Genomic DNA, 13,199 nt, shown 5'->3' with positions numbered 1-13,199 from the left:
CCAGGTTTCATTGCTGCTTCGTCGTCCGCCGGGACGTGAAGCCTACCCCGGCGACGTGTTCTACCTGCATTCGCGCCTGCTTGAGCGTGCAGCCCGCGTTTCCGCAGAATGGGTCGAGAAATTTACCAACGGCGAAGTCAAAGGCAAGACCGGCTCGCTGACGGCCCTGCCGATCATCGAGACACAAGCGGGTGACGTCTCCGCGTTTGTTCCGACCAACGTCATCTCGATTACCGACGGTCAGATCTTCCTCGATACCGACCTCTTCAATGCCGGCGTTCGTCCGGCCATGGATGCCGGTATCTCCGTTTCACGCGTCGGTGGCGCTGCCCAGACCAAAGTCATCAAGAAGCTCGGCGGTGGCGTCCGTCTGGCGCTTGCCCAGTACCGAGAGCTTGCCGCCTTTTCGCAGTTCGCGTCAGACCTCGACGAAGCGACGCGCAAACAGCTTGATCGTGGACGTCTGGTGACCGAGCTGATGAAGCAGCCGCAATACTCGCCAATGTCCATCTCCGAAATGGCGATCACCCTGCTGGCGCTCAACAAGGGTCTCCTGGATGATGTGGATGTGAAGAAGGCACTGGCCGTCGAGAAGCAGATGCATGGCTTCATCAAGCAGAAATACGCCGACCTCATCAGCAAGATCGAAACAACCAAGGATCTCGACGCTGACGGTGAGCAAAAGCTCACCAAGGCGATTGAGGAGTTCAAGGCCACACTGGCCTGATGATCGATCGAGGAGATTGCCATGCCTAGCGGCAAGGAAATCCGCAACAAGATCAAGAGCGTCGAGAGCACGGCCAAAATCACCAAGGCCATGCAGATGGTTGCCGCATCGAAGATGCGCAAGGCGCAGGACAGGATGCGAGCTGCCCGTCCTTATGGCGAGAAGATACGCCTGGTCGCTGGCAACCTTTCGCACGCCCTGACTGATTACCGCCATCCTTTCCTGACGGTACGTGAACAGGTGAAAGCCATCGGCTTGATCACCGTGACGTCTGACAAAGGACTGTGTGGCGGCCTGAACACCAACGTTCTGCGTCTCGCGCTGGCGAAGATGAAAGAGTGGGATGCCGAAGGCAAGAAGCTGCGGGTAACGGCAATCGGCAACAAGAGTTTGGGTTTCATGCAGCGCTCCGGTGCCAACATCGTATCGCAACTGACTGGAATAGGCGACACGCCGCACCTTGAAAAACTCATCGGCCCGGTCAAGGTTCAACTTGACGCCTACATCAAGGGCGAGATCGACGTTCTCTACATCGCCTTCACCCGTTTCATCAACACGATGAAGCAGGAGCCGACGCTTTATCAGTTGCTGCCGCTGTCCGGAGACCTCGTCGGGGGTGGGGAAAACCGCTGGGACTACCTCTACGAGCCTGATGCCAAGACGGTGATCGATGACCTGCTGGTGCGCTATGTAGAGGCGATGATCTACCAGTCGGTTGCCGAGAACATGGCTTCCGAGCAGAGTGCACGCATGGTCGCCATGAAATCGGCTTCGGACAACGCCAAGAATGTGATCGGCGAGCTCAAACTGATCTACAACAAGGCTCGCCAGGCCGCGATTACCCAAGAGATTTCAGAGATCGTCAGCGGCGCAGCGGCTGTCTGACCACGGCATAGTTTGTTTATTGATTAGGGATACGACGATGAGTCAAGGAAACATTGTTCAGTGTATCGGCGCCGTGGTGGACATCCAGTTCCCGCGTGACGCAATGCCCAACATCTACAACGCACTCCAGCTCGACAAGGCTGAAGAGTCGGACATGTGCGAAGCCGAGTTGATATTCGAAGTCCAGCAGCAGCTGGGTGACGGCGTCGTGCGCACGATCGCCATGGGGTCTTCCGATGGCCTCCGGCGCGGCATGAAAGTCAACGATACCGGTGCCGGCATCTCGGTACCGGTCGGTAATGCAACCGTTGGCCGCATCATGAATGTGCTGGGGCGACCGATCGATGAAGCCGGACCGATTGCGACCGACGAGCGTCGCGAGATTCACCAGCTGGCGCCGAAGTTCGATGAGCTGATGCCATCGGTAGACCTTCTGGAAACCGGAATCAAGGTTATCGACCTCGTCTGTCCTTTCGCCCGGGGCGGCAAGGTCGGTCTGTTCGGCGGCGCCGGCGTTGGCAAGACCGTCGCCATGATGGAGCTGATCAACAATATTGCCAAGCAACACTCGGGTCTTTCGGTCTTTGCCGGCGTCGGGGAGCGGACTCGCGAGGGCAACGACTTCTACCACGAAATGAAAGAGTCGAACGTCCTCGACAAGGTGGCGATGGTGTTTGGGCAGATGAACGAGCCGCCAGGCAATCGCCTGCGCGTTGCCCTGACCGGTTTGACGATGGCTGAACGTTTCCGTGACGATGGCCGTGACATTCTCTTCTTCGTAGACAACATCTATCGCTACACGCTGGCCGGTACCGAGGTCTCGGCGCTGCTTGGCCGGATGCCGTCGGCCGTGGGTTACCAGCCGACGCTGGCAGAAGAAATGGGCCGTCTCCAGGAACGGATCGCCTCTACCAAGGTGGGTTCGATCACGTCCATCCAGGCCGTTTATGTGCCCGCCGACGACCTGACCGACCCGTCGCCGGCAACCACCTTCCAGCACCTCGATTCGACCGTCGTGTTGTCGCGTGACATCGCATCGCTCGGTATCTATCCGGCCGTTGATCCGCTGGACTCGACCTCGCGCCAGCTCGACCCGCAGGTCGTTGGTGAGGAGCACTATCAGGTCGCCCGTGCGGTCCAGATGACCCTCCAGAAGTACAAGGAGTTACGCGACATCATCGCCATTCTGGGGATGGACGAGCTGTCGCCGGAAGACAAGCTTGCGGTCTATCGCGCGCGCAAGATCCAGCGCTTCCTTTCGCAGCCATTCAATGTGGCTGAAGTGTTCACCAACTCGCCGGGCAAGTACGTTCCGCTCAAGGAGACCATCAAGGGCTTCAAGATGATCGTCGATGGCGAATGTGACAATATCCCCGAACAGGCGTTCTACATGGTTGGCGGGATCGAAGAGGTATTCGAAAAGGCCAAGACACTCTAAAGCGGGATCAGGGAACGTCGAGTCCAACTGCCCGTCGGGCACGGGACTCGACCCAGCAAGGAAAACACCATGGCAATCAGAGTACATGTTGACGTCGTCAGCGCCGAAGAGCTCATCTTTTCCGGGCAGACGGACTTCGCCGTATTTCCAGGCGAGGCCGGTGAGCTCGGAATCTATCCGAGGCATACGCCGCTCCTGACGCGCATCAAACCGGGCACCATTCGTCTGAAGGTGCCCGATAGCGATGAGTACGAGTTGGTCTACGTCTCGGGTGGGATGTTGGAGGTGCAGCCGGCGCTGATTACCGTTCTGGCCGATACGGCAATCCGCGCACACGATCTGGATGAGGCCAAGGCAAGTGAAGCCAAGCGTCGTGCCGAAGAAGCGCTCAGAAATCGTACTTCAGACCTTAACCTGGCAACGGCAGAAGCCGAACTGGCGCAGGCAGTGGCCCAGCTGCAGGCGATCAAGAAGCTGCGCAACCGCCATTAGCCGATACCTGTTCCGATCGGACAACAAGAAAGGCAGCCCGCAAGGCTGCCTTTTCTTCTCACAAGGCTTTTTCTCAGCCCAATCTGACCCGTTCCAGCCTCTTTTCGCAGCGCGCAAGATCGTCGCGCAAAGCGTCGACCTCGGCGCAGAATCGCTCGATATCCTGTCGGCGAGCGATGGCAGGCGCTTCTTCGGTGAGGTACTCGGTCACAGACAGCGCAAAATTCCTCGCGCCCGACACCTGCCATCGTGCCAGGCGACCCATCAACTGTACGGCGCGGCGAGCGACAATATCGCCAACAACCTGCGACAAATCTTCTTCGATATCCCAGCGCAAGTTGCGATAGAGAAAGCCCAGTGTTTCCGCCAGATCGGCGGAGCCAGAAATCGTCGCTGCAGAAAGCAGGGAAGCGCTGTCGGTCAGCGCTCGCACAGGCGAATCCGCGGGGAGAATGATGCTGACCGTTGGGGGAGTATTCGCGTCAGCAACTTCGAGGAGACCCGACTCACTTATCCTGACAAGAAAAACGATGCCGCTACCCAACTGCAGGCGCGCCGTTTTGCCCGCAAAAGGCACGAGCTTGCAGCGCGCCCAATCTTCGCTCGCCAGGAGGTGATTGAGGACAGCGAGTGCGGGTTTTTCAAGCATTCCAGTCAGAACTTGAAACCGCGATGCAGAGCAACCACCCCGAGCGCCAGATTGAAATACTCGACCTGCTCCAGTCCCGCCTGTTCCATCAACGACTTCAGTGCATCCTGGTCCGGATGAACCCGGATCGACTCCGCTAGATAGCGGTAGCTCGCCTCGTCCTGCGTGATGAGCTGGCCAAGATGCGGGATCACCTTGAATGAATAGAAATCGTAGGCCGGGGCCAGGGGTTTCCAGATCTGTGAGAACTCCAGCACCAGCAGGCGCCCACCCGGTCTGAGTACGCGTTGCATCTCGGCCAGTGCCAGGTGCTTGTGGGTCATGTTTCGCAGACCGAAGGCAACCGTAACACAATCGAAGTAATCGTCGGGGAACGGGAGCTTCTCCGCGTCACACTGGGCAACGGGAACGATGAAGCCCCTGTCGCAAAGCCGGTCTCGTCCGCGGGCCAGCATCGCATGGTTGATGTCCGTCAGCCAGACTTGTCCTCGGCTTCCCAGTTTCCTGGCGAAGGCCAATGCCAGGTCGCCGGTACCTCCGGCGACGTCAAGCACGCGCCAACCCTCTCGCACATCGCTCTTGGCGATCGCAAATGCCTTCCACAGGCGGTGGAGTCCGCCCGACATCAGATCGTTCATCAGGTCGTAGCGCTGTGCGACGGAATCGAAAACCTCGGCGACGTGGCGCGCCTTCTCCGCCTCAGCCACTTCCTGATAGCCAAAGTGGGTCGTGTTTCTTTCTTTCATCAGTCAGTGCACGGGAATGGATCGGGCTGGATCAATGCTTGCGACAGGCGCCATGCGCGCCTGCGGAGGCGACGGCAGGGTGGTCGGCTGAATCGCGGCTGGCGTGCGCCTTCTCCAGACGGTCCAGATAGGTCTGCCAAAGCTGGTCGCGATTGAGCCCCAGATTGTAGAGCAGATCCCAGGAGTAGAGTCCGCTGTCGTGACCATCCGAAAAGACCGGCCTGATGGCGTAGTTCCCGACGGCTTCAACACGGTCGATGGCGACGTCTCGCTTGCCGACCTGCAGGACTTCCTGCCCCGGTCCATGGCCGCGCGCTTCAGCAGAAGGCGTAAAGACGCGCAGGAACTCGTAGCTCAACTCGAAACGCTCGCCACCCTCGAAGCTGACTTCAAGGATGCGGGACTTCTGGTGCAGCTTGATCTCGGTCGGGATCTTCGTGCTCTCGTCCAGGCCAGCCATGGCTCTCTCTGCGCAAAATTCGACGGACCATGATAGCGCAAATCAGCTGGCTTCTGCCGTTCTATACGCGGCCTGACGGCAGACGCCGTCCTCAGTCAACGACGAAGGTCGCGCGTTCAAATTCCGGACCGGCAGCGACGAGACGCTGCAGCCTCACGCGCATCAGGCTGTCCGTGTAAACCTCCAGAACGCGCTGCGGTCGGTACCAGCCTGCGGGAATGACCAGTGTCTGTTCCGCAGCGATGGCAGGAACGGCCGGGAGGATGAACGCCCGACCATAGAGACCAGAGAGCCCGGGTTCCGGCAGCAGAGGACGGGCTGCAGCGGCCTGCGGGCGACCAGGCAGGGCGGCGACCCCCGCGACCAGGTTGCCGCCTTGTTCCTGCAGCAGCCAGACGACCTGGGCCAGCAGTCGCGAGTTGCCGTCATGCGGGCAAATGGATAGCAGCTGCCCGGGCTCGACCTTCTTGCCGGCGACCGATCTCAGCAGACGAAAGCCATTGGCGCACTGGTCAAGTACTTCCCAGCTATCAAGGCCGACGCCAAGCTGTACCTGCCGGATTTCAAGCATTTGCGTCGGGTCAACCGTATGGCGAAAAGCAAACAGGTTGTCGAACTCCTGGCGCGAGTAGATGCGGGCGCTCTCGGGTTGGTTGAATTCCTCGCCGGAAATGTGGAAGTGCATGCCGACAAATCCAGAACACACTTTTGAGGTTCCCGATGCAACGTGGCGGCGGAACTTGCGTGTGGCGCGCAACATGCACCAAGGTCTGGAAAGCCGATTGAGCAGCTGGTGGCATTGCGCAGCCGTGCAGTCTTCGCCGAGGCCGATCTGCGCTGGCGACATTCTCTCCTGCAACTGCTTCCTGGCCTGGCTCATCTGCATGGCCAGGCGAGACGTGTCCAGGCGACGCAGTTGCTCGGTTTGCAGGCACTCACTTGCCGCACGCAGGCCGCAATCCTGCATCAGGTCGACGACAAATGGCGGCAGAGGCTCGTTCGGCACCGTCGGATGGATGCTGACCAGGGGTGACCAGTTGTGTGCCCAGCGCCGAACCAGACCCAACTGTTGCACCGAAAGGCTGTAGGGCCCCGCAAGGTCCGCCAGTAGCAGGCTGACAATGGCTGCCGTGCAATGCGTGCTGCGACCATGAGAATCAAGCGAGTCCGGAACGGGGACTGTTGCCACGCCCCATTCTTCGGCGCTGGCGTAATATCCGTGCAGGTTCAACCAGAGGCCGGGTGGCAGTTCCCGGCGAGCGCGATAGTGCTCGACTATCGCCATTCCCGTATAGTAGATGCAACGGTGCAGGATCAAGGCGATTCGCTCGCCATGGGCGGCACTGTCTGTTGGCGACTGCAACTGCGCACAATGCGCATAGGCGCGCGCCGCTTTCAGCCAGGTACCAACGACTTGCCGGAACGTGCGTTCCTCGGTGTCTCCGATCGGCAGCGGCTTGTTGGTGTAGCGCCGGGCCAGTTCTTCCTCGATGAAGCAGAGCGAAATCCGCGTCTGTTCGAGCAATTGCAGGTAGACATCCCCTTCTGGAGGCGCCTCCAGAAGGCTATCCAGGAAACGGTTTATTTCAATCTCGGCCTGTTCCGAATTGGCCAGCGGCAGGCGCGAAAGAATATGGAAACCGGCTTCCAGGTTGGAAATCTTCGTTGTTGCCGGGACTTTGGCAAGCACTGCGCTCATGATGCTCTCTCCTCTCTCCACCGTTGCGGACTATTTGGTACGTAGGGCGGTGATGATCTGATCACCCAACTGCCGCCCGTCGACCCGGCGTCGGCACGGGGACTCCGGCCGCTGCGGTTCTGCCCAGACGGGATTGGGAAAATGGCGGTCGTCGCGCCAGCGTGGAATCAGGTGCCAATGGACATGCGGCGTCATGTTGCCCAGGCTCGCAAGATTGACCTTGTCGGGCTGGTACAGGGTACGGATGGCGGTTTCCACGGCAAAGATCACGGTCATTAGCTGTATCCTCTCCTTCTGAGACAGGTCGGTCATCTCGCGCAGGTGCTGGTTGACGATGATTCGGCAGTAGCCGGGATAATCACGATCGCCGACCATGACCACGCGACACAAGTCGCTTTCCCACACCACCTCGCCACCTGGCGAGTCGCATAGATCACAATCCTCCAAAACCCGCTCACCCACTTCCTGACTCCTTGCTGAATTCTGGCCACCGATGCGCCGTCTTGAAGCGAACGATACGCAAGCGGGGCGTCGAGCGCTAGGAACTAGGTCACGGATCGGGCGATGTCGCGGTGAAGCGGAACGGGGCATGCGAGAAGGCACTTGCGATGTTCTGCCGGTCGTCGAGGGGTGATTGCCGATGCCGTCTCCGGCGTTCGCGGACGTCCGCCCGGCGCTGGCGATTGGTGTTGACATCGCCTTGGAATCCCAGGAAAGTGAAGACGTGCCGATACGCGAGAATGGTGGGATCGATCCGACAGACTATGCCGAGCGCGTCGCTGACCGCGATGGAGCCGCCGGTCACTTTTCATTGCCAACGCTCGGCTACCACTGCTGGCGGGACCTGGATTACCTTCCCGCAACCCGCGACATGCTGCCAGTGGCGCTGGCTGCACATGTTCGTGCCGGACAGCGTGCGCTCGATGTTGGCTGCCATCAGGGGGCGACCGCTTTTTACCTGGCGGCCCTGGGGCTGCGGGTTCTCGGCGTGGACATCAATCCACGGGCGATCGAGGCGGCTCGCCAGCGGCAGCCCGATGCCCCATCACTCTGTCGTCCCGAGTTCGTCGTCGCTGATTTTCTGCGGGATCGTGTGGCCGCCGCCGGAAGTCTCGATGTGGTCGTATTGAACCGCTTCCTCACCTGCCTGCCCGCAGTCGAGGACTGGCAAGACGCTTTGAGCCGCGCCCTCGAACTGTTGACGGAAGGAGGACTGATCTATGTCGGGGATTTCCTGCTGATGCCCGCCTGTCCGCACAATCGCAACCGCTATCGGCAGGCTCTCGCCAACGGTGGCCGCTGGGGCAACTTCGCTGTGCTCGACGATCACGGCAGGCCAAGCTTCGTCGCTCACCACCACAGTGCGCTGGAATTACGGCGCATTGCGTCACCGTATCGAGTGCTCTGTTTCAGGCGTTTCTCGACCCGCTCGCGGCACGGACACGCGAGCCGGATGTTTGAACTGATCGGCGTCAATGAGCGTTGCCCGGCCTGAAGGGGGTGGGTTGCCCGAGCCGGAGGCTTCCTTGGCCACTGCCAGCCGCGTCATTCTCGGCCTGTATCAGGGCTACAACGCCAACGCCTGCCTGCTGGTCGAGGGCGAACCGACGGTCATCGTGGAAAACGAGCGCCACACCCGGGTGAGGCACGCGTACGGCCCGTCTGCCGAGTGCGTCGAGGCCTGTTTGCGCGGCGCCGGCATGACCATCGGCGACGTAGACCGCGTCGCTTTTTGCGGGGCGTCGGATCTCGATACCGACTACGCTTACGACATTCCCGCCTCAGGCAAGGACGGCAACTGCTTTCCTGCGCTCGCCGGGACACGGCTGCTGTCTGCCGACTGCTTTCGCGAGACGCCGATTCGCGTTCTCGGACGAACGCTGCCCGGGGTGATTGTCGAGCATCACGTCGCGCATGCTGCCTCGGCCTTCTATACCTCGGGTTTTCAGCAGAGCGTGATTCTGGCGTTCGACGGGCTGGGTGATTTCGGGCGCTCTTGCCTGATCCTGCGCGGCAGCGGGACGCGGATCGACTGCCTTGAGTCGGTCCCGCTGCGCATTGGTCTGGCGTTCAAGAAGGCGGGAACGCACCTGTATCGGCTGGCCGGGACGGGCTTCGACGCGGCCGGCAAGCTGATGGCCCTGGCGGCGCTTGGCGAGCCGCGTTATCTGGGCGCTGCGCGCCTCTTCCTCGATCATGTGGACGTCTCTACCGGCACGCGCGAGTGGCTCCTGCCGGAACTCGGGAAGCTGCGGCAAGGGGCGCTGAGCGATCTGGACAGCAGTCCGGCGAGGGATTTTGCCGCGTCGCTGCAGGCGGTTTCGAGCGCTGCGACCCTGAATCTGCTGCGGCGATATCTACGACCGGGCGATCGCCTGTGTCTGGCCGGCGGTTGCGCGTTGAACGTCATCATCAACCGCGACCTGCTACGGGAATTGCCAATCGCTGCCCTCTACATTCCACCGTGCCCGCACGACGGCGGTCTGGGACTCGGCGCCAGCCTTTATCTGCGAAACCACATCGAGGGCGCCAGCAGCCGAAGCAACGGGCTCGATCCCTATCGTGGCCTGACCAACCTCGACGGAGTAGGTTCCAAGGCAATGCCCTGCCTCGGGGGCCCCAACGGTGGGCCGATCGGTGTCGCCGAGCGCGGCGCGGAAGAGCAGGTCGACGCAGCGGTTCGCCTGCTGGCGCAGGGCGAGGTGATAGGCTGGTGCCATGGTCGCTCGGAGGTCGGCCCGCGGGCGCTTGGCAACCGCAGTTTGCTGGCCGATCCTGCTCGCGACTGGATGGCCTCTCACCTCAACCGCCGCGTGAAGCATCGGGAATCGTTTCGCCCCTACGGCCTCTCGCTGCGCGAGGAGAACGTCGGGCGCGTCTTCGGCACGGACGCCGTGCGCTCACCCTACATGATGCTCGCCGCGACGATGACAGGAAACTGGTGCCAAGCGCTGCCGGCGGTGGTGCATGTGGACGGCAGCACCCGTTATCACACCGTGTCGCAGCAGGCCAATCCCCTCTTTTGGCAGCTGCTGGCGGCTTTCGAAGCGGCGACCGGCGTCCCCGGTCTGCTCAACACGTCCTACAATCTGCCCGGCGAGCCGATTGCCGAGAGCGCGGCCGATTGCCTGGCGGTCTTCCACGACACCGCGATCAATCACCTGTTCATTGGCAGACTACATCTTAGCAAAGGCTGACATGAGCCACGAGAATGCCGTCTTCGTCAGCTATGCGCATGGCGACGAACCCTGGAAGGACCTCCTGCTCGTTCAGTTGCGGGCGCTCGGGCAGGCGGTGCCGCTGGACGTATGGGACGACCGCCGCATCAAACAGGGCGATGACTGGTATCAGGCGATCAAGGAAGCGATGGCACGGGCGCGTTTCGCCATCTGTCTGATCAGCGGCCGTTTCCTTGGATCTTCCTTCTGCATGGAGGAAGAGATTCCGGATCTCCTGCGCAAGCGACAGGCGCAGGGCCTGGACCTGCTGCCGATCCTGATCGAGGACTGCCCGTGGGAAGCGCACCTGTGGCTGAAACGGCTGCAGATGCTGCCGCGCGATGGCAAGACGGTAAAGGTGGACTATCGGGACCACCCCGAGACTGTCTTCAGTGCCGTCGCCAGGCGCATCTACGAGGTCGTCAAGGCGCCGGCGGCGGCGAACGAAATCCGGCCGGCCCTACCGACCTCGGGCCTGGTTGACACGCACCGCTTGCCGCAAGCGGCATCTGCCTTGTTGGGGCGTCGCGACGAGATTCGCATTCTGATCGATGCGCTGACCGAGCCGCCATGGCGCCTGGTCGTGTTTCACGGCTGGGGGGGCGTGGGCAAATCGACGCTGCTTCGGGCCTGGGCCGATTCCCTCGGCGAGCAGGCCGGAGCCCTCTCGAGACCAGTGTATGCTTGGTCGTTTGCCAATCAATCGGCGTCCAGTCGTGAAACCTCGGCCGACGGCCTGGCGATCGCGGCGCTGCGCTTTTTCGGCGATGGTGCGCCAAGCCAGGGATTGCCGTGGGAAAAGGGCGAGCGGTTGGCCGGCCTCGTCGGCGCCCGCAACGCGATCCTTCTGCTCGATGGGCTCGAGCCGTTGCAGGACAGCGACGGCCGCCTGCGCGACCCGATCGTGCTCAGCTTCCTGCGTCAATTGATGCGCCAGGGCGCCGGGTTGTGCGTCGTCACCAGCCGCATCGAGTTGGCCGACTTCGCTGGCGAGGCCGACGCTGCCCGCGTCCAGCAACACGATGTAGAAGAAGTCTCGCCGTCTCTTGGTCGCGCGCTGCTGCGCAGCCGAGGGGTCGATGGAAAGGACGAGGAACTGGAGTCGACGGTACAAGACCTCGGCGGGCACGCGCTGGCAATCGATCTCTGGGCTTCGCTGTACAGTATCGGCGGGGCCAGCTTGCCGGCGCCGGCGAGCAAAGTCCCGGTCCGCACTCGCAGCGAGCATGTCCGTAGCGTCCTGGGCAAGCTCGCCGAGCAGTTGGGAAGCGGCGCCGAGGTCGGCCTGTTGCGCACCCTCGCGCTATTCGACCGGTCGGTCGCCATGCCGGAACTCGATACACTGCTGGCACCGCCCGCCCTCCCGGGAGCAACCGAATTCCTCGACGCTAGCCACGGCGCCCTGCTGTTTCAGCTGATCCAGCGGCTACGGAGACTCCATCTGATCACGGTCAGCGAGCGCGATCCGGTGACCATCGACATGCATCCGCTGGTTCGTCGGTACTTCATCGACGATTGGTCGCGTGCTGCGCCGCAGGCTTTTGTCACTGGCCATCAACGCCTCTATCACCTGTACCGGGGCCGGGTCCCGGCCGAGCCGAAAAGCGTCGACGAGTTCGAGAGACTTTTTCGCGCCATTGACCGAGGCTGCCAGGGCGGCCTCCATCAGGAGGCCTATCGCCTGTACCAGCAGGCAGCCAGGGCGCGCGGCCAGTCGTTGCTGCCTGCGGAGCACGGTCTGATCGGACTGGAACTGTCGGCACTGGCCGGCTTCTTCACACGGCGTTGGTCCGAAGTGGTGCCCGAGTTGCCGCTTGACGCCCGAATGGACCTCCTCCATCGGGTGTCGGAGTGTCTGCAGGCGCAGGGACGCGTGGCCGAGGCCGAAGCGCCGCTGCTACGATGTCTCGAGCAGGAGGCTGTTGCCGCTGCCGATCATTCGGCGGCGGAGACGGCGCAAAGTCTGAGCACCGTCAATCTGGTCCTCGGCGACCTGTCCCAGGCGAGGGTTTACTCGCAGCGTAGCGTCGAGTACGCAGCAGACCAGCCGGCCGACGAGCGGACCGTGTATTTCCTGGCTCGCCACGGCGACATCCTGCAGCTTATCGGCGAAATGGACGAGGCCGAGCCGATCCTGCAGCGCGCCGAGGCGCTCAACGCACAGCTCGATCCCGCGCATCCGCAGCTCCACGGTGTACCAAGCTTCTGGATCTGCGACTGGATGCTCGCTCAGGCCGAGCGATTGCTTGCCGCGTCAGGCCGCACGCCCGAGGGGATTGCCACCTATTGCCAGCGGCTCGACGAAGTTCAGCGGCGGGCGATGACGGCAGCGGCCCATGACCTGGGTGATTCCTTCGCGGTGTCCCTGCATGAGCTGTGTATCGGGAGAGCGATGATGCTCCAGGCGTTGGTCGACCCACACCGCCGCCTGGCCGATGCCGCCGAGCCGCTCGACCGCTGCATCAATGGCCTGCGACAGTCGGGACGGCAACACTGGTTGCCGCGCGGGCTGCTGGCACGCGCTGCCCTGCGTCGCGAGTCGGGCTGGCTGGTCGAGGCCGAAAGGGATATTGCGGAAGCCCTGGAGATCGCACAGCAGCAGCGCATCACCCCGATGCGGCTGCACATTGCCGATTGCCTGATCGAGCAGGCGCGGCTCGATCTCGCCGGCCGTCGCTTCGCTGCTGCCAGTGCGCGTTGTCGAGAGGCGCGCACGCTGGTGGACCGCATGCAGTATCACAGTCGTGACCACTTGCTGACAAGGCTGGAGGGCGAACTGTCGCCATGGTTGCACCCGCCTTCCGGTGACCGTTGACGAGCTGCCGGCTGTCGGGTTGGCGGGCACCGGCCGCTGCCGGTGGCCCTGGTTCCCGTCGAACGCGCTC

Annotated in this window: 11 protein-coding genes and 1 pseudogene; 7 read left to right on the top strand and 5 right to left on the bottom strand. The window is 62.0% G+C overall.

All coding sequences use genetic code 11. The features are described from left to right. The 4 genes and pseudogenes from V5B44_RS25210 to V5B44_RS25195 all read left to right on the top strand — a co-directional run. Window positions 1-727 (top strand): annotated as a pseudogene (locus tag V5B44_RS25210) (F0F1 ATP synthase subunit alpha); the annotation flags it as partial. Window positions 728-748: 21 nt separating this feature from the next. After that, the gene (gene atpG / locus V5B44_RS25205) at window positions 749-1,612 is read left to right on the top strand and encodes a F0F1 ATP synthase subunit gamma (protein ID WP_332361992.1); all 864 of its coding nucleotides are present in this window, start codon (window positions 749-751) and stop codon (window positions 1,610-1,612) included. A 37-nt stretch (window positions 1,613-1,649) separates the two neighbouring features. Continuing rightward, complete coding sequence (gene atpD / locus V5B44_RS25200; protein WP_332361990.1) at window positions 1,650-3,050, top strand: F0F1 ATP synthase subunit beta; 1,401 nt, start codon at window positions 1,650-1,652, stop codon at window positions 3,048-3,050. A 69-nt stretch (window positions 3,051-3,119) separates the two neighbouring features. After that, entirely contained in the window at window positions 3,120-3,542 is a 423-nt protein-coding gene (locus V5B44_RS25195; RefSeq protein WP_287635079.1) for a F0F1 ATP synthase subunit epsilon, read from the top strand. A 73-nt stretch (window positions 3,543-3,615) separates the two neighbouring features. Here V5B44_RS25195 and V5B44_RS25190 read toward each other — a convergent pair whose 3' ends face one another. The 5 genes from V5B44_RS25190 to V5B44_RS25170 form a co-directional block, all read right to left on the bottom strand. Then, window positions 3,616-4,191, bottom strand: a complete 576-nt coding sequence (locus tag V5B44_RS25190) for a ubiquinone biosynthesis accessory factor UbiJ (protein ID WP_332361987.1) — start codon at window positions 4,189-4,191, stop codon at window positions 3,616-3,618. A 5-nt stretch (window positions 4,192-4,196) separates the two neighbouring features. Continuing rightward, window positions 4,197-4,937: a bifunctional demethylmenaquinone methyltransferase/2-methoxy-6-polyprenyl-1,4-benzoquinol methylase UbiE gene (ubiE, locus tag V5B44_RS25185; protein WP_332361985.1), complete on the bottom strand. Its 741-nt coding sequence runs from the start codon at window positions 4,935-4,937 to the stop codon at window positions 4,197-4,199. A gap of 31 nt (window positions 4,938-4,968) precedes the next feature. Further along, entirely contained in the window at window positions 4,969-5,397 is a 429-nt protein-coding gene (locus V5B44_RS25180; protein ID WP_332361983.1) for a DUF971 domain-containing protein, read from the bottom strand. A 91-nt stretch (window positions 5,398-5,488) separates the two neighbouring features. Beyond that, window positions 5,489-7,096, bottom strand: a complete 1,608-nt coding sequence (locus tag V5B44_RS25175; protein WP_332361981.1) for a hypothetical protein — start codon at window positions 7,094-7,096, stop codon at window positions 5,489-5,491. A gap of 30 nt (window positions 7,097-7,126) precedes the next feature. Then, the gene (locus V5B44_RS25170; RefSeq protein WP_332361979.1) at window positions 7,127-7,558 is read right to left on the bottom strand and encodes an HIT family protein; all 432 of its coding nucleotides are present in this window, start codon (window positions 7,556-7,558) and stop codon (window positions 7,127-7,129) included. Between the two features lie 178 nt (window positions 7,559-7,736). Here V5B44_RS25170 and V5B44_RS25165 point away from each other — a divergent pair, with 178 nt between their 5' ends. From V5B44_RS25165 to V5B44_RS25155, 3 genes are read left to right on the top strand one after another with little or no spacing between them, the layout of a single operon-like run. Then, on the top strand, window positions 7,737-8,591 hold the full coding sequence (locus V5B44_RS25165; protein ID WP_332361976.1) for a class I SAM-dependent methyltransferase: 855 nt from the start codon (window positions 7,737-7,739) through the stop codon (window positions 8,589-8,591). A 31-nt stretch (window positions 8,592-8,622) separates the two neighbouring features. Next, window positions 8,623-10,293, top strand: a complete 1,671-nt coding sequence (locus V5B44_RS25160) for a carbamoyltransferase C-terminal domain-containing protein (RefSeq protein ID WP_332361974.1) — start codon at window positions 8,623-8,625, stop codon at window positions 10,291-10,293. A 1-nt stretch (window position 10,294) separates the two neighbouring features. Beyond that, window positions 10,295-13,129, top strand: a complete 2,835-nt coding sequence (locus V5B44_RS25155; protein ID WP_332361971.1) for a toll/interleukin-1 receptor domain-containing protein — start codon at window positions 10,295-10,297, stop codon at window positions 13,127-13,129. Window positions 13,130-13,199: the final 70 nt, after the last annotated feature.

The sequence above is a fragment of the Candidatus Accumulibacter necessarius genome (assembly GCF_036625085.1).
Note: the sequence above shows the minus strand (reverse complement) of the source record. Positions and strands in the feature narration are given on the sequence as shown.